Origin of the sequence: Corynebacterium antarcticum (genome assembly GCF_016595285.2) — a bacterium.
Lineage (GTDB): Bacteria > Actinomycetota > Actinomycetes > Mycobacteriales > Mycobacteriaceae > Corynebacterium > Corynebacterium antarcticum.
The window spans coordinates 220,754-236,369 of record NZ_JAENIP020000001.1 but is presented as its reverse complement, the minus strand read 5'-3'; the positions used below and the strand labels follow the sequence as shown (position 1 = coordinate 236,369).

At 67.3% G+C, this 15,616-nt stretch carries 19 protein-coding genes; 15 read left to right on the top strand and 4 right to left on the bottom strand.

The genetic code is table 11. The annotated features are described in order from the left end of the window. Positions 1-56: 56 nt before the first annotated feature. From ruvX to JIM95_RS00960, 13 genes are all read left to right on the top strand, one after another. Positions 57-587: a Holliday junction resolvase RuvX gene (ruvX, locus tag JIM95_RS01020; protein WP_200257684.1), complete on the top strand. Its 531-nt coding sequence runs from the start codon at positions 57-59 to the stop codon at positions 585-587. Then, a complete protein-coding gene (gene mltG, locus JIM95_RS01015; RefSeq protein WP_234034528.1) occupies positions 588-1,778 on the top strand; it encodes an endolytic transglycosylase MltG in 1,191 nt (396 codons plus the stop codon). Between the two features lie 88 nt (positions 1,779-1,866). Next, positions 1,867-2,715 carry a shikimate dehydrogenase gene (locus JIM95_RS01010; protein ID WP_200257683.1) on the top strand — a complete coding sequence of 283 codons (849 nt, stop codon included), beginning with the start codon at positions 1,867-1,869 and terminating at the stop codon, positions 2,713-2,715. Further along, complete coding sequence (locus JIM95_RS01005) at positions 2,712-3,029, top strand: hypothetical protein (RefSeq protein ID WP_200257681.1); 318 nt, start codon at positions 2,712-2,714, stop codon at positions 3,027-3,029. Before JIM95_RS01010 ends, JIM95_RS01005 begins: the two co-directional genes overlap by 4 nt. A 76-nt stretch (positions 3,030-3,105) precedes the next feature. Continuing rightward, positions 3,106-3,531: a prepilin peptidase gene (locus JIM95_RS01000; protein WP_200257679.1), complete on the top strand. Its 426-nt coding sequence runs from the start codon at positions 3,106-3,108 to the stop codon at positions 3,529-3,531. A 66-nt stretch (positions 3,532-3,597) separates the two neighbouring features. Then, positions 3,598-4,809 carry a chorismate synthase gene (gene aroC / locus JIM95_RS00995; protein ID WP_200257671.1) on the top strand — a complete coding sequence of 404 codons (1,212 nt, stop codon included), beginning with the start codon at positions 3,598-3,600 and terminating at the stop codon, positions 4,807-4,809. After that, positions 4,809-5,318 (top strand): shikimate kinase, encoded by a 510-nt coding sequence (locus JIM95_RS00990; protein WP_200257669.1) that lies wholly within the window; start codon positions 4,809-4,811, stop codon positions 5,316-5,318. Before aroC ends, JIM95_RS00990 begins: the two co-directional genes overlap by 1 nt. A 47-nt stretch (positions 5,319-5,365) precedes the next feature. Next, positions 5,366-6,460, top strand: a complete 1,095-nt coding sequence (aroB, locus tag JIM95_RS00985) for a 3-dehydroquinate synthase (RefSeq protein WP_200257667.1) — start codon at positions 5,366-5,368, stop codon at positions 6,458-6,460. 10 nt (positions 6,461-6,470) lie between these two features. Beyond that, entirely contained in the window at positions 6,471-6,902 is a 432-nt protein-coding gene (gene aroQ, locus JIM95_RS00980) for a type II 3-dehydroquinate dehydratase (protein ID WP_200257792.1), read from the top strand. 261 nt (positions 6,903-7,163) lie between these two features. Then, on the top strand, positions 7,164-8,258 hold the full coding sequence (locus JIM95_RS00975; RefSeq protein WP_267164556.1) for a M24 family metallopeptidase: 1,095 nt from the start codon (positions 7,164-7,166) through the stop codon (positions 8,256-8,258). 95 nt (positions 8,259-8,353) lie between these two features. Then, positions 8,354-8,917 (top strand): elongation factor P, encoded by a 564-nt coding sequence (gene efp, locus JIM95_RS00970; protein WP_198735991.1) that lies wholly within the window; start codon positions 8,354-8,356, stop codon positions 8,915-8,917. 21 nt (positions 8,918-8,938) lie between these two features. Beyond that, the gene (gene nusB, locus JIM95_RS00965; protein ID WP_200257660.1) at positions 8,939-9,583 is read left to right on the top strand and encodes a transcription antitermination factor NusB; all 645 of its coding nucleotides are present in this window, start codon (positions 8,939-8,941) and stop codon (positions 9,581-9,583) included. A gap of 81 nt (positions 9,584-9,664) precedes the next feature. Then, positions 9,665-10,516, top strand: a complete 852-nt coding sequence (locus tag JIM95_RS00960; RefSeq protein WP_200257658.1) for a PPK2 family polyphosphate kinase — start codon at positions 9,665-9,667, stop codon at positions 10,514-10,516. Between the two features lie 3 nt (positions 10,517-10,519). Here the strand turns inward: JIM95_RS00960 and JIM95_RS00955 are convergent, their stop codons facing one another. The 4 genes from JIM95_RS00955 to JIM95_RS00940 all read right to left on the bottom strand — a co-directional run bounded on the left by JIM95_RS00955 (position 10,520) and on the right by JIM95_RS00940 (position 13,935). After that, on the bottom strand, positions 10,520-11,410 hold the full coding sequence (locus JIM95_RS00955; RefSeq protein ID WP_200257656.1) for a hypothetical protein: 891 nt from the start codon (positions 11,408-11,410) through the stop codon (positions 10,520-10,522). A gap of 37 nt (positions 11,411-11,447) precedes the next feature. After that, entirely contained in the window at positions 11,448-11,948 is a 501-nt protein-coding gene (locus tag JIM95_RS00950; protein ID WP_200257654.1) for a YbjN domain-containing protein, read from the bottom strand. Next, positions 11,941-12,417 (bottom strand): YbjN domain-containing protein, encoded by a 477-nt coding sequence (locus tag JIM95_RS00945; RefSeq protein ID WP_200257652.1) that lies wholly within the window; start codon positions 12,415-12,417, stop codon positions 11,941-11,943. The genes JIM95_RS00950 and JIM95_RS00945 overlap by 8 nt, the downstream gene beginning before the upstream one ends. Before the next feature lie 123 nt (positions 12,418-12,540). Next, positions 12,541-13,935 (bottom strand): TIGR01777 family oxidoreductase, encoded by a 1,395-nt coding sequence (locus JIM95_RS00940; RefSeq protein ID WP_200257650.1) that lies wholly within the window; start codon positions 13,933-13,935, stop codon positions 12,541-12,543. Positions 13,936-14,084: 149 nt separating this feature from the next. Here JIM95_RS00940 and pyrR point away from each other — a divergent pair, with 149 nt between their 5' ends. Beyond that, complete coding sequence (gene pyrR / locus JIM95_RS00935) at positions 14,085-14,657, top strand: bifunctional pyr operon transcriptional regulator/uracil phosphoribosyltransferase PyrR (RefSeq protein WP_200257649.1); 573 nt, start codon at positions 14,085-14,087, stop codon at positions 14,655-14,657. Positions 14,658-14,667: 10 nt separating this feature from the next. Further along, positions 14,668-15,591 carry an aspartate carbamoyltransferase catalytic subunit gene (locus tag JIM95_RS00930; protein WP_200257648.1) on the top strand — a complete coding sequence of 308 codons (924 nt, stop codon included), beginning with the start codon at positions 14,668-14,670 and terminating at the stop codon, positions 15,589-15,591. Positions 15,592-15,616: the final 25 nt, after the last annotated feature.

Here is a 15,616-nt window from a genome sequence, read left to right as displayed (position 1 = left end):
TGTGAATGCCCCGTCCCAGTGCCCATACTCCCGAGACGAAAGACGAAGCCGAGAGCATGCCCATACAGCCAGACAAACCCGGAGTCGATGACCCCGGTAGGGGACGGCGTCTCGGGATCGACGTCGGAACAGTACGGATCGGCGTCGCGGTGTCTGACTCGGACGGTCGGCTGGCGACCCCGGTGGAGACCGTTCCCCGGGTGACGGGCCTGAAGGACCGCGACGGTTCCGACATCGACCGGCTCATCGAGCTGATCACCGAATACGGTGTCGTCGAGGTCGTCGTCGGATTGCCGCGGGATCTCCACGGCAACGGTTCGTCCTCCGTCAAGCACGCGAAGGAGTTCGCCTTCCGCATCGACCGGCGGCTGACCGGATGGGACGATCAGGGTAGGAAGATCCCCGTCAGACTCGCCGACGAGCGGCTGACCTCTGTCCTGGCCACCAGGGCACTGCACATGTCGGGACGAACGACCAGGAACGGACGCAGTGTGATCGACCAGGCCGCTGCCGTCGAAATTCTCCAATCATGGCTCGACGCCCGGGCGAATGCCCTGTCGGCCACCGACGTTGAGGACGGTTCATAGATGAACAGAGCACGCCCCAGGCGCAGCCCGAAGGGGCGCCGGATGGAACCCAGGTACGTCCGTCGGCGGCAGTCCGGCATGGCCATCGTCATAGCCAGTGTCCTCATCATCATCGGGACGGTCGTGTACATCGTGGGATCACGCAGCGGTTCTAACGCGCCGGAGGACTTCAACGGCACCGGCAACGAGATCGTACAACTCGTCCAGATCAAGGAGGGGTCGTCCGTGTCCGCGCTCGGCCCCGAACTCGTGGAGAGGGGGATCGTCAAATCCAACGGTGCGTTCCAGGCCGCGGCCGGGGCGAACCCGGACGCGGCCCGGGTCCAGCCGGGGTTCTACCGGCTCCAGGGGGAGATGAGCGCGAAGTCCGCGGTCGCCGCCCTCGTGGATCCCGCGAACAAGGTGGAGATGCTGGAGATCCCGGGAGGGGCGACCCTGATGGATGTCCGGGTCATCGGCGGCGAGACCCGTCCCGGCATCTACACGAAGATCGCCGGGGTGACCTGCACCCTGGGCTCCCCGAACTGCGTCACGGCGGAGGAGCTCGAGAGAGTGGCCGCCACCACCGATCCGGCTGAGTTCGGGGCACCCGAGTGGGCTCTCGAACAGGTTCGTGCCCGCAACGGCGACCCGAAGCGTCTCGAGGGGCTCATCACCCCGGGCAGCTACGTGATCAATCCGGAACAGGATGCCACCGGCATCCTGCGGGAACTCGTCAGTGCGGGTACCGATGAATACAACTCCACCGGAATCGTCGACCGTGCGAACGCCATGCACCTCACACCCTACGAGCTGCTGACCGCTGCGTCCCTGGTGGAACGGGAGGCGCCGGCCGGTGACTTCGACAAGGTCGCCCGGGTCATTCTCAACCGGCTCGCCGAGCCCATGCGGCTCGAGTTCGACTCGACGGTCAACTACGACCTCACCGACGTCGAGGTGGCGACCACCGACGAGGACCGTGCCCGCAGGACCCCGTGGAACACGTATGCCATGGACGGACTTCCCGAGACCCCCATCGCGGCACCGTCCATCGAGGCGATCGAGGCCATGGAGAATCCGGCCGACGGAAACTGGCTCTTCTTCGTCACCATCGACAGTGACGGCACGACCGTATTCAACGACACCTTCGAGGACCACCTGCGGGACACCCAGCAGTCGGTGGACAACGGGGTCCTCGACTCCAACCGCTGACAGCCTCCGTCGGCGGTGTACCGGAGTCCGTTACGCCCGATCCGGAGCACCCGTGGGGCGCCGACTCCAGTGAAAGGAAGAACCATCCGTGAGTGATCCCATCCGTCACCGGGCCGCTGTTCTCGGCCGTCCGGTCGAGCACAGTCTCTCGCCCGTCATCCACATGGCCGGATACCGGGCGATCGGACTCGACGACTGGTGCTACACCCGGATCGACTGCGGTGCGGACGACGTGCGGCGGATCGTGTCGGACGCCCCGGCCGAGTTCGCCGGTTTCTCGGTCACGATGCCCGGAAAATTCGCGGCCCTCGACGTCGCCCGGGAGGTCACACCCCGGGCCGCCGCGATCGGATCCGCGAACACCCTGGTCCGGATCGCCGGTGGCTGGCGCGCGGACAACACGGACTGCGAGGGAGTGTCGGCCGCGCTCGGGGATCTGGGAGTCCGGAACCCCGCGGCCGGGGAACGTGCCGTGCTCGTCGGAGCCGGGGGGACCGCGAGACCCGCGCTCTGGGCACTGGGCCAGTCGGGGTACCGGGCCGTGACCGTGATCAACCGGTCTGACCGCAGCGCTGAACTCGCGCCGCTCGCGGAGACCCTCGGGATCGAGCTCCACTGGACGGTTCCGGACCGCGACCGGGTCAGAGCGGCCGTGCGCGACGCGGCGGTGGTCATCTCGACCGTTCCCGCGGCGGCACTGGACGGGATCGAGGGGGATCTCGCACGGGTACCGGTGCTGGACGTCATCTACGATCCGTGGCCGACACCGCTGGCCCGGGCGGCAGCGGGCAACGGTGTCCCCGTGGTCGGCGGTGACGTGATGCTGGCGGGCCAGGCGTTGAGCCAGTTCGAGCAGTTCACCGGGGAACCGGCGCCCCGCGACGCGATGCGCGCGGCACTGACGGACGCACTCCGCGACCGGAGCTCCGGATCATGAACAGCGGGAGACGCCGCGGAAACAGCCCCTGGTTCGGGCATCTCCTGATCGCGCTGCTCGTTCCGGTCGGCTACCTCCCGGTGGTCTTTCTGTCCGGGTTCAATCCCCCGGAGCGACCGTTCGCGGAGCTGAGCTATCTCACGCTCGCCACGATCGCACTGGTCGTCAACGCCGTCATCTACGCCTGTCACCTGGAGAGATTTGACACGAATCGCCCGCCTACCTGGATGAACCTCACCTTCGCGTGCTATCACCTCGCCGTGCTCCCGTTGCTGATCTTCGGTGTCGTGACGTTCGTGGGTGCGATCTTCTGATCCTCCGGGTCGGTGGTTCACAGCTGCACCGCACTGCCCGCGGACCGTGGTGCCCCGGGAGATTAGATTCCCGTGGATGACTCTGCTGCCGTCGATCCCCGTCCTCGTCATCTGGGCCGGTCTCCTCGTGCGCTCCGATCTCCGTCACCGCAGGCTCCCCGACGGTCTGACCGTGCCCCCGGCGGTGTCCGCACTCCTGGTGACGTGCTGGTTCGCACCGGTTTTTCTCGTCCCCGGTCTCGCCTGGTCCCTGATCTACCTGCTCCTGGCCGGATTGACCGGTGGCGGTATCGGGGGAGGGGACATCAAACTCGCGGTGCCGCTCGGCATCCTGGCCACGGTCATCGGCGGGATCTCCGGTGGTCTCCTGGCGGCGGCGTTGTCCGGGTTGCTCACCTCGGTGGTTCTCGTCGGAACCGGGCGCAGCTCCATTCCACACGGTCCGGCCATGTTCGCGGGCACCCTCATCGTGTTGGTCTCCGCGGTTCCCGGCTCCGTGTGACCGTGACCGGGGGCGTTTCGGGGACCCTGGTGTTCCGGTGAACTGATCGCATGGAAGAATGAGCGCATGCTTCGATGGACTACAGCAGGGGAATCCCACGGTCAGGCTCTCATCGCACTGGTGGAGCACATGCCCGCGGGGGTTCCACTGACGACTGATCAGATCTCCACCCAACTCGCCCGCCGTCGACTGGGCTACGGTCGCGGGGCCCGGATGAAGTTCGAGGCCGATGAGGTGACGATGCTCACCGGCGTCCGCCACGGGCAGACGATCGGTGGTCCGGTGGCGATCATGATCGGAAACACCGAGTGGCCGAAGTGGACGACGATCATGTCCGCCGACCCGGTCGACCTCGACGACGAGGAGGTCGCACGTGCGATGGACTCCGGGCGTGGGGCGAAACTGACCCGACCCCGTCCCGGGCACGCGGACTTCGCGGGAATGCTCAAGTACGACTTCGACGAGGCACGGCCCGTTCTCGAGCGCGCCTCCGCCCGGGAAACCGCGTCCAGGGTCGCCGCTGCGACCCTGGCACGGAACTTCCTCCGCGAGACACTCGGCGTGGAGGTGCTCTCTCACGTCATCTCCATCGGTGACTCGAAGGTCGTCGACGGCGCACCGGTTCCGGCGTTCAGTGACCTCGACGCGATCGACGAGTCACCGGTGCGTGCCTTCAACGCCGAGGCCGAGGAATCGATGATCGCCGAGATCGAGGCCGCCAAGAAGGCCGGCGACACCCTCGGTGGCGTCGTCGAGGTCGTGGTCCACGGGCTACCCGTCGGATTGGGGAGCCACATCTCCGGGGAGGACCGCCTCGACGCTCAGCTCGCCGCGGCTCTCATGGGGATCCAGGCCATCAAGGGCGTGGAGATCGGGGACGGATTCGCCGAAGCGCGCCGCCGCGGTTCCGCCGCGCACGACGAGATGATCCGGACCGACGACGGTGTCACCCGGACCACGAACAGGGCCGGTGGGCTGGAGGGCGGAATGACCAACGGACAGACCCTCGTGGTCCGGGCCGCGATGAAACCCATCTCCACCGTTCCACGCGCGTTGAAGACCGTGGACATGACGAGCGGGGCGGCCGCCAGTGCCATCCACCAGCGCAGTGACGTCTGCGCGGTCCCGGCGGCGGGCGTCGTCGCTGAGGCGATGGTCGCGCTAGTCCTCGCCCGCGCTGTTCTCGCCAAGTTCGGGGGCGACAGCCTCGGTGAGACCTCCCGTAACATCACCAGCTACCTGTACCGTGTCGCCGAGCGTCTGGAGTTCGATAACTGATGTCCAAACCCCGTGTCGTACTCGTCGGTCCGCCCGGCGCCGGGAAATCCACCATCGGTCGCAGACTGGCCAGTGCGCTGAATACGACGGTCATCGACACCGATCAGATGATGGAGCAGGAGCAGGGGAAACCCTGCGGTGACATCTACGCGGACCTGGGCGAGGAGTCCTTCCGTGAACTCGAGGCCCGCATCGTGGCGGAAGCCCTGGACCACAACGGGGTGGTCAGCCTGGGCGGCGGCGCGGTGGTCACACGCTCGACCAGGGAACTGCTAGACCAGCACGAGGTCATCTGGCTCGACGTGTCAGCGGAGGAGGGGGTTCGCCGCACGGCGGGCGGGAACCGTCCGGTGCTCGACGGCGACGACGCCCTCGCGCGCTACACGGAACTCCTCGACGGCCGCCGTGAATTCTACCGTGAGGTGGCGAGCTTCCGCGCCCGAACCGACGAACGTACCCCTCAGCAGGTGGTCGCCGACGTTCTGGGCTACCTCGACTCCGAGGTCTAGGCACCCCCCACCCGCAACCTCACGTATCCAGCGCGAAAGGCACCACAGTGAGTACCTCCGGATCTTTTGAATCGACCATCGCCGTCACCGGCCCCGCCCCGTACACCGTCCGGATCGGACACGGTCTGGACGGAGCGGTCGCGGAGTTCGCCGCCGGTTCGCCCGGCGCACGGAAAGCCGCCATCCTCCACCAGGAGGCTCTCAGCGCAGTGGCGGAGGGACTGACGGAGGCCCTCTCGAACGCCGGACTCGAGGTCGTCCGGCACGTCATACCGGACGCCGAGTCGGGGAAGACCCTGGAGAGCGCAGGCGAATGCTGGGACGCACTCGGCCGCGCGGGGCTCGGACGTCGGGACGTCGTCATCGGGCTGGGCGGTGGTGCGGCCACCGATCTCGCGGGATTCATCGCCGCCACCTGGATGCGTGGCGTGGCGGTCATCCAGGTCCCGACGACGCTGCTCGCGATGGTCGACGCCGCGGTCGGCGGAAAGACGGGGATCAACACGGCCGCGGGGAAGAACCTCGTCGGCTGCTTCCATGAGCCGGCGGCGGTGTTCATCGATCTCGAGCGCCTGGGGACTCTTCCCGCGGACGAAATCGTCGCCGGAAGTGCGGAGATCATAAAGACCGGGTTCATCGCGGACCCCGAGATCCTCGCCCGGTACGAGTCGGATCCGGAGGCGTGCCTGCGGGCCGACGGGCACCTGCCCGAACTCATCGCCCGGTCGGTCGCCGTGAAGGCACGGGTCGTGTCTGAGGACCTCCAGGAGGCCGGGCTGCGGGAGATCCTCAACTACGGGCACACCTTCGGCCACGCCGTCGAGCTGCGTGAGCACTTCGCCTGGCGGCACGGGCGCGCCGTGGCCGTCGGCATGATGTTCATCGCCGAACTGAGCCGCGAACTGGGGCACATCGACACCGACCTGGTGGACAGGCACCGCCGCATCCTCTCATCCGTGGGGCTGCCCACCACCTACGTCCCCGGATGCTTCGACGAGCTCTACGCCGGAATGACCCGGGACAAGAAGAACCGCGACGGCCACATCCGCTTCGTCGCGCTCACGGACGTCGGCTCCACGATCCGGCTGGAGGGGCCGTCGACGGACAGTCTCCGTGCCGCGTACGCTGCGATCAGTGGCTAGGATCGTCTCCATGCGCACCATAGACGTCTACAACGGTCCCAACCTCGACCGGTTGGGGAAACGCCAGCCGGAGATCTACGGTTCGACGACCCTCGGGGACGTGGAGAGGCAGCTCACCGCCCTGGCGGATGAACTCGGCGTCACGGTACGGTGCCGGCAGTCGAACTGGGAGGGGCAGTTGATCGACTGGATACACGAATCGGCCGACGCCGGAAATCCGGTCATCATCAACCCCGGAGGCTTGACCCATACCTCGGTGGCGCTGCGTGACGCACTCGCCGAGGTCGCCGACGACGCCGGTTTCATCGAGGTCCACATCTCGAACGTGCACGCCCGCGAAGCATTCCGGGGCCACTCCTATCTCTCCCCGATCGCGCGTGGGGTGATCGCCGGACTGGGTACGGACGGATACTCCTTCGCGCTCCGGAAGCTGGCCATGTAGCGCGGTGAACGTTCTCCCGTGACCGGGAGGCTGCCGGTGCGGGCTCGGCCACGGAGGGTCACCCCGGTTCTCCCGCCCGGGAATCGAGGGCGCCCGGGTCCGCGGCGCGGCACCCCCGTTAACAACGGGCGCCCGCCCCCGGCGCCCGGGAACGGGCACAAGGGTTAACCTATGTTCAAAGAACGTCGTGTCGGTACCTGCCCCAGGTTGTCCAGCCGGGACGGCCGCCGACCCCGCAACCATGTTAGGCACGGTGACATTGTGGCTTTTTTCGCTGATACCCGATTCTCGAACCGACGGCGCGCACTCGCCGCGGAGATGGCCGGGCGACGCATCGACTCGATACTCGTCACCCATCTGACCCACGTGCGCTACCTGTCCGGGTTCTCCGGGTCGAACGGTGCATTGCTGCTGTCGAAGGACCTCTCCGCGCGGATCGCGACGGACGGCCGCTACACCACACAGATCGCGGAGGAGGTCCCGGACATCGAGTGCCTGAAGGCGCGGGATGTCGGGGTCGAGCTCCTCCGTGAGGTCACCGGTCCGCGGCGGGTCGGTTTCGAGGCCTCGCATGTCACGGTGGCGCAGCTCGACCGGCTGTCCGACGCCTGTGGTGAGGACGTCCAGCTCGTCCCCGTGACCGGTCTCATCGAGGATCTCCGGCTGATCAAGGACCAGCTGGAGCTCGAGCGTCTCACCGGCGTCGCGGAGCTCGCGTCGACGGCCCTCGCGCAGGTGCTGGACGCCGGGGAACTCGCTGTCGGACGGACGGAACGTCAGGTAGCGGCCGATCTCGAGTACCGCATGCGGATGCTCGGGGCCGAGCGCGTCAGCTTCGACACGATCGTCGCCTCCGGGCCGAACTCGGCCAAACCCCATCACGGCGCCGGTGACCGGGTCATCGAGGCCGGGGATCTCGTGACGATCGACTTCGGTGCGCACGACCGCGGATTCAACTCGGACTGCACCCGCACCTACGTCATGGGGCACACCACCGAGTTCACGGAGGAGATCTACAACCTCGTGCACCGTGCCCAGACCGCGGGCGTGGAGGCCGCCACCCCGGGGACACCGCTGCGCGACGTGGACGCCGCCTGCCGGGACATCATCGCGGCGGCCGGTTACGGCGACCACTTCGTGCACTCGACGGGTCACGGGATCGGGCTCGACGTCCATGAACCGCCGATGGCGTCTCTCACAGGGTCGGGCGAACTCCGTGAGGGCATGACCCTGACCATCGAACCCGGGGTCTACGTCCCGGGTCGTGGCGGAGTGCGGATCGAGGACACGCTCATCATCACCGCAGGCTCGCCGGAAGTGATCACCCGACTGCCGAAGGACCTGCGGGTGATCTGATCCGGGGCGTGATGTAAGCTGATACGCCGTACCAGTGGGAAGCCCGGATCCACCGGGTGCGTTCCCGCACCGCAACATCCGAGGGAGAGCAACGAGTGGCAACCACCGCCGACTTCAAGAACGGTCTTGTGCTCAAGATCGACAACAAGCTGCAGCAGATCGTCGAGTTCCAGCACGTCAAGCCGGGCAAGGGCCCCGCTTTCGTGCGGACCAAGCTCAAGGACGTCGTCTCGGGCAAGGTTGTGGACAAGACCTTCAACGCCGGCGTCAAGGTCGAGACGGCGACGGTCGACCGCCGCGACATGACCTACCTCTACCATGACGGCACCTCCTACGTGCTCATGGACGCCAAGACCTTCGAGCAGATCGAGGTCGGCGACCATCTCATGGGTGACGGTGCGAAGTTCCTCCTCGAGAACATGACCGTCCAGGTTTCCTTCCACGAAGGCGAGCCGCTCTTCGTGGAGCTGCCGATCGCCGTCGAGCTCAAGGTCGAGCACACCGACCCGGGCCTGCAGGGCGACCGCTCCACCGGTGGCACCAAGCCCGCGACGCTCGAGAGCGGAGCCGAGATCCAGGTCCCGCTGTTCATCGAGACCGGCAACGTCCTCAAGGTGGACACCCGCAACGGCTCCTACCTCTCCCGCGTCAACAACTGATCGCCGGGGGCCGATCCAGCTGTGACTGACAAAGACAACCGAGCGGACGCCGGAAGGCGTCCGCCCCACAAGCGTCGCGGTGCCCGTTTCCGCGCGCGTCGCCGCGCCGTGGACATCCTCTTCGAGGCGGAGGCCCGCGACGTCGACCCCGTCGCGATCGTCGAGGACCGGGTGGAACTGTCCCGCCTGCCGCAGCCCGACGTCGCTCCGGTCGCGGACTACACCCGGACGATCGTCGAGGGCACGGCCTACGAGCTGGACCGCGTCGATGAGACGATCTCGAGGTACCTGGTCGAAGACTGGACGTTCGGGCGGCTGCCGGCCGTCGAACGGGCGATCCTGCGGGTCGCGGTCTGGGAGCTGCTCTTCAACCCGGACGTCCCGCCCGTGGCCGCCATCGATGAGGCCGTCCGGCTCACCGGAGACTACTCCTCCGACACCGCACAGGCCTACGTCAACGCGGTGCTCGACTCGGTGGCCGGCAACCTCGACTCGCTGCGTGCCGGGGAACCGGAGCCCGAGGCGCCGGACTTCCTCGACGCCGGTGACCCGACGGATGACGAGGACGATCCCGGTTACCGGTCCGGGGGCGAGGCCGAATTCCCGGTCACGGACGCCGGTGGTGCGGTCAACCCGGTTCCGGAAGGGTCCGACACGGCCCGCTGACACCGCGAATGGTGAATTGATTCCCCGGATACCCGATGACGGGTGCCGGGGTATCTCCGTTGTTGCGGCTACCATGACGACATGGCAAATTTCAGTACGGAAGACGCGAAGGAACTCCGGGTCGGGAAGGACTTCGTCATCGCGGACGTCGATCCCGGATCCACCCCGAACTTCAAGGGGGACAAGGGCAAACTGAAGAAGGAGTTCTCCGAGATCGACGACGAGCTCGCGGAGCTCCAGGAGATGCTCTACGCCAACGGACGGGTGCACGGTGACGGTGCCGGGGCGGTCCTCCTCGTCCTCCAGGGCATGGACACCGCGGGCAAGGGCGGTGTGGTCCGACACGTGCTCGGGATCGTCGACCCGCAGGGCGTGGACCTGGCCGCCTTCGGGAAGCCGACCGAGGAGGAGCTCGCACACGACTTCCTCTGGCGGATCCGGAAGAAGCTGCCCCGTCCCGGACGTATCGGCGTCTTCGACCGCTCCCACTACGAGGATGTGCTCATTCACCGTGTCCACGGGCTGTCGCCGGCGGACGAGATCGAGCGACGCTACGGTGCGATCGTGGATTTCGAGCGGGAGCTCGCTGAATCCGGTGTCCGGATCGTGAAGGTCATGCTGCACATCAGCCCAGAGTTCCAGCGGGAGAACCTCGAGGAACGACTGGAACGCGCCGACAAGCACTGGAAGTACAACCCGGGCGATGTCACCGAGCGCGGCCACTGGGAGGAGTACCAGGAGGCGTACGAGATCGCCCTGCGCCGCACGTCCACGGATTTCGCCCCCTGGTACTGCGTGCCGGGGGACGACAAACCCTACGCGCGGATGGTGGTGAAGTATCTCCTGCTGGATGCGCTCCGGTCCATGGACCTGGAGTGGCCCGAACCCGATTTCGACGTGGCGGAGGAGAAACGGCGTCTCGCGGAGAGCTGATCCTCAGGGGAGGGGACACACGGCGGGGGCCTGCAGTCGATCCGAGACGTGGTGCAGGCCGGCCTGCATCCAGCGCAGCTTCCGGTCGAGGGTCTCCGCCAGAACCGCGTCGTCGAGTTCGCGGGGGCAGAAGACCAGGGCGGTCGCCTTGAGGACTATCTGGCCACGGGACGCGACGAAGTCGATGACGGGGCCTGCCGCGGAGACGGTGAACTCGTTGCAGATGTGCAGGGTCATCGTCAGCAGGTTCGGGTCGTCGACGGGCAGTCCCGTCGGCCACCGACCCTCGATCCTGTACCAGGGGGAATGATCCGCGGCGGTGATGGTGCACGGTACCGGGCCACGGCGGGCGGTTCCGTGGGTCACCCCGACGGCCGTCGCCTCGAGGCCGGACAACACGGCGTGGAGATGCGGGGGATCGACCACGGGTCCGTTACCGGGGGCCGATTCCGAGGCCGGGATCACGTCGAACGCGGGCTTAGCCGGTACGCCTCCGGGCAGCGCCTCCTCGGCGTACCCCATGAGGGTGCATGTTCCGTCGTACGCGTAACGGGTGAAGTCGGCGACCGTCTCCGCGCCGATGCGGTCGGCGCACATGAGCGCGGCGGACGACACGAGGACGATGTGTCCGGGGGCGATGTCGGTGTTGTAGCCGGCGGACGGTATGTCCCGGCCGTGCGTGTACCACGCCTGGACCAGGTCGACGACGGCGCCGGAATCCTCCATCGTGGTGAGGCGTTTCCGCATGCCAGAGGCGATCAGGGAATCGCCGTCCGAGACCGTGAAGGTGAGGACCCACGTGTCGGTCTCGATCGTGAGGCGGTCTTCGCCGTGCTGCACGACGTGTCCGTCTGAGGTGAGGACGCGGGAGGCGGTCTCGAGGATGGGGTTCACGGTATCGGGCCTTCGGAGGGGATCGGGGGCCGGGTGGTCAGGCGTCGGTGGACGGCTCGTCGCGGACGCTCTCGCGGATGGAATCGGCGATCTCGGTCAACGCGCTCTGCGCCGCGAGAACGACGTCGACGCCGGAGCGTACCGCTGCGGTGAGCTGCGGTGCGGTCATACCAGCCGCGAGGAGGGTCTCACTCTCGGTCCGGAGAATGAGCTCCTCGGTCCGGTCGACGACGGTCGCCTTGACGTCGAAGCTCAGGGCGTTGAACCTGTTGGCGGCGAGGAACAGCGTCGGATCACCCGCTGTCGGATCACCACCGGTCGGTACATCCGCGCGGATGAGGAGAACTCCGCCACCGATGATGGCGAAGGTCACCTGCGTGCCGTTGAGGTTGGCCCCACCGATGGTCGGTTCCTCGGCCATGGCGAGTTCGACACCGAAACCCCGCATGACGCCGCGGACATCATCGAAGGTGACGGGGCCCACCGCTGCGGTGTCTCCGGCGGACGGGTTGACGGTGTTCTCGGCGTCGTTACTCATGGTTGTGCTCCTGCCAGGTGACGAGATCGGGGAACTGCGAACCGAGCCACTCGAAGCAGTTCACGGTGAGCTCGAGGGTGGACATCGTGAACGCCCCGACCTGATTCCGGGTCGCTCCCTCAGTGGCCAGGAGGCGCCGGTGCGCGTGCACCGACAGGGTCCCGTCCGGGGATTCCGAGAAATGCAGGATCGGGGTGATCTGGGTCAGGTTCCATTCGTTGACCGCCGCGAGCATCTCCGGGGCGCGCTCCCGGGCGGGGGCGCCCCGCCACACGGCATCCGCGAGGATCTTGTCCTCGCGGATGAAGAAGGCGAAGGCGGCGTTGGGGAAGCCGGTGCGGAGGATGTCGGGCGAGTCCTCGTCCCACAGCCATTTCAGGTCCTGGGAATCCAGGATCTCGGTGACCCGGTCCAGATTGACCGGGGTGGGGACGTTCTCATTGTCGTCAATGTCGTCATTGTCGGTCACGGTGGCGCAGAGCTCCTCGTGTCACTGAATGGGGGCGGCGTGGAGATGCCGCACGTGTGTGGCCAATGATACCGGGGATGAGGGCCCTGCCGCTCACACGGTCCGACCGGACACCGGGTCGGGTCACGGGGCGGTCCCCGTGGAACCGAGCAGTTCCTCGCCGCCGAGCTCGTGGGCGAGCGCGACGTCGATCGTCGGATGCCGGAATGTGTGTTCCAGCGATTCGAGGATCGTGGGGGCGACCCGTTGGTTGGCGAGGGCGATCTGCTCGGCACCCTCACTGCCGAGGAGGAGCTTCGGCCCGAGGGTCGGTATCTGGAGGAACGCCGGTCGGTTGAGCTCGCTGGCCAGCGCCTCGGTCATCTCCGCGTTGCGGACGGGGTTGGGGGCCGTGGCGTTGATCGGGCCGCTGAGTGCGGGGTCGACGATCGCGCGGCAGTAGATGTCCGTGAGGTCGTCGATGGAGATCCAGCTGAACCAGATCGACCCGTCACCGAACTTTCCACCGAGTCCCGCCGAGAACAGCATCTTCAGCAGGGGGAGCACCCCGCCCGTGCCGGCGAGCACGATGCCGGTCCGGATGTTGGCGACCCGTTTCCCGGCGTCGGTGGCGGGTTGGCACGCCCGCTCCCAGTCCCGGCACACCTCGGCGAGGAATCCTTCTCCCGGAGCGGACACGTCGGTGAGGACCTCGTCGCCGCGGTCGTGGCCGTAGAAACCGATGGCCGAGGCGCAGATCATCGTGCGGCAGGTGGGGGAGGCTGCGACGAGTTCGGCGAGGTACCTCGTCGGCGCCGTCCTCGACTCCCGGATCGAGCGCTTGTGGCCCTCGGTGAATCGGCCGAGCAACGGTTCGCCCGCGAGGTGGACGAGGACGTCGACCCCACGCAGCAGATCGGGGTCGGGATCGGAGGGATTCCACGCGCGCGTGTCCTCCCGATCGTCCACGTTTCCCCTCCGGAGCCTGATGACGGTGTGCCCCGCGGTGCCGAGCTGTGCGCACAGGGCGCGGCCGACGGTACCTCCGGAGCCGGTGACCGCGATGGTCAGCCGACGGGGATTTCCGTCGTCGTCCCGCAGGTCCCCGGGGGTGTGGGCGGACAGTCGCGCCAGGAACTTCAGGTCCTCGAACAACTGGTGCTGGCGGTAGGCGAACAATCCGGTCAACGTGGAACCGGGGACACGGGTGGTGACCTCGTCCGTGATGACGGTCCCGCCGGGCGCGTCGGCGAAGGTGTGCACGTGTCGCCAGTTGGCCAGGGCCCGTAGTGGCGCCGACACGCAGACATCCGTGAACCGGTGGCCCCGGCGGTACCCCGAGAGGTCGTGCCGGGCGACCCACTTCAGGCCGGCGGGGAGGCTGAACACGGTCGTCCCGTCGGAGAGACGGCTGGCCTCCCGGACCGGGGTCATGGGGGCGAACGGGGGAGACAGGCGCACGACCGCTCCGGTACGCGTGTGCCAGTCCCAGACGTCCTCCCTGTCGAAGGGCACGAAGTGGCTGGTCGTCAGGCTCATGCTGGCGCTCCCGTCGTCAGTTCCACCGCCGGATGGGTGGTTCCGGCGAAGAATTTCCCGTCGGTTCCGGTGGTGCTAGGGTGATCATCGTAGTTCAAGCATAGGCATCCTTTAAGGAACCGCACCGTGAGGCGGGAAAGGAGGTCACGATGAGCGGACACGATCAACCGGTGAAGACGGAACTGCTGTCAGCGGACGATGTCAACCGGACGGTCGCGCGCATCGCGCACCAGATCATTGAGAAGACGGCCCTTGACTCGGCGGAGTCGGGCCGCGTCATTCTGTTGGGGATCCCCTCCGGGGGAGTGCCCCTCGCACGGCGGTTGAAGAGCAGGATCGCGGAGTTTTCGGGGGTGGACATCTCCTGCGGTTCGCTGGACATCACGCTCTACCGGGACGACCTGCGTTCGCGCGGGCACCGGGCGCTGCAGCCCACCGACGTACCCGCCGGGGGAATCGACGGTGCGACGGTCATCCTCGTCGATGACGTCCTCTACTCCGGACGCACCATCCGCGCCGCACTCGACGCCCTGCGCGACCTGGGGCGGCCCGACGTCATCCAGTTGGCGGTCCTGGTGGATCGCGGTCACCGACAGCTGCCCATCCGCGCCGACTACGTCGGGAAGAACATCCCGACCGCCCGTTCCGAGGACGTCGACGTCCTGCTCGAAGACATCGACGGCCGCGACGCCGTCGTACTGACCCGCCCCGACGGGGCGTGAGGGATACCCCATGAAGCATCTGCTCAGTATCAAGGACCTCGACCGTGACCAGATCATCGGTCTGATGGATGAGGCCGACCGGTTCCGGGAGGCACTCGAGGGGCGTGAGGTGAAGAAACTCCCGACGCTCCGCGGCCGGACCATCTTCACCGTCTTCTACGAGAATTCGACCCGCACCCGTTCGTCGTTCGAGACCGCGGGCAAATGGATGAGCGCGGACGTCATCAACATCTCCGCCTCATCGTCCTCGGTGAAGAAGGGGGAGTCGCTGAAGGACACGGGACTGACCCTGAAGGCCGTCGGTGCCGATGCACTCATCATCCGGCACCCGTCCTCGGGCGCCGCGCAGCAGCTCGCGCAGTGGGTCACGCCCGGTGGCGACGGACCGAGCGTCATCAACGCCGGCGACGGCGCGCACCAGCACCCCACACAGGCGCTCCTCGACGCCGTCACCATGCGCCAGCGGCTCGGCTCCGTCGAGGGGCGGAAGGTCGTCCTGGTTGGTGACTGCCTGCATTCCCGGGTCGTGCGCTCCAACGTCGACCTGCTGTCGACCCTCGGCGCGGAGGTCGTGCTCGTCGCGCCGCCGACGCTCCTGCCCACCGGTGTGGAGAACTGGCCCGTGCGAACCGCGTGGTCCATGGACGACGAGATCGTTGATGCCGATGCGGTGATGATGCTCCGCGTCCAGCAGGAACGTATGCTCGGCGGCTTCTTCCCCTCGCACAGGGAGTACGCGAACCGGTACGGGCTGTCGAAGGACCGGCTCGCCCGGCTGAAGAAGGACTGCATCGTCATGCACCCCGGCCCGATGCTGCGCGGCATGGAGATCAACTACAGCGTCGCCGACGCGCCGCAGACAGCCGTGCTGCAGCAGGTGTCCAACGGCGTCCACCTCCGGATGGCCGTCCTGTTCACCCTCCTCGCCGGCTGATGTCCAGCCCCACCCCGAACCCTTC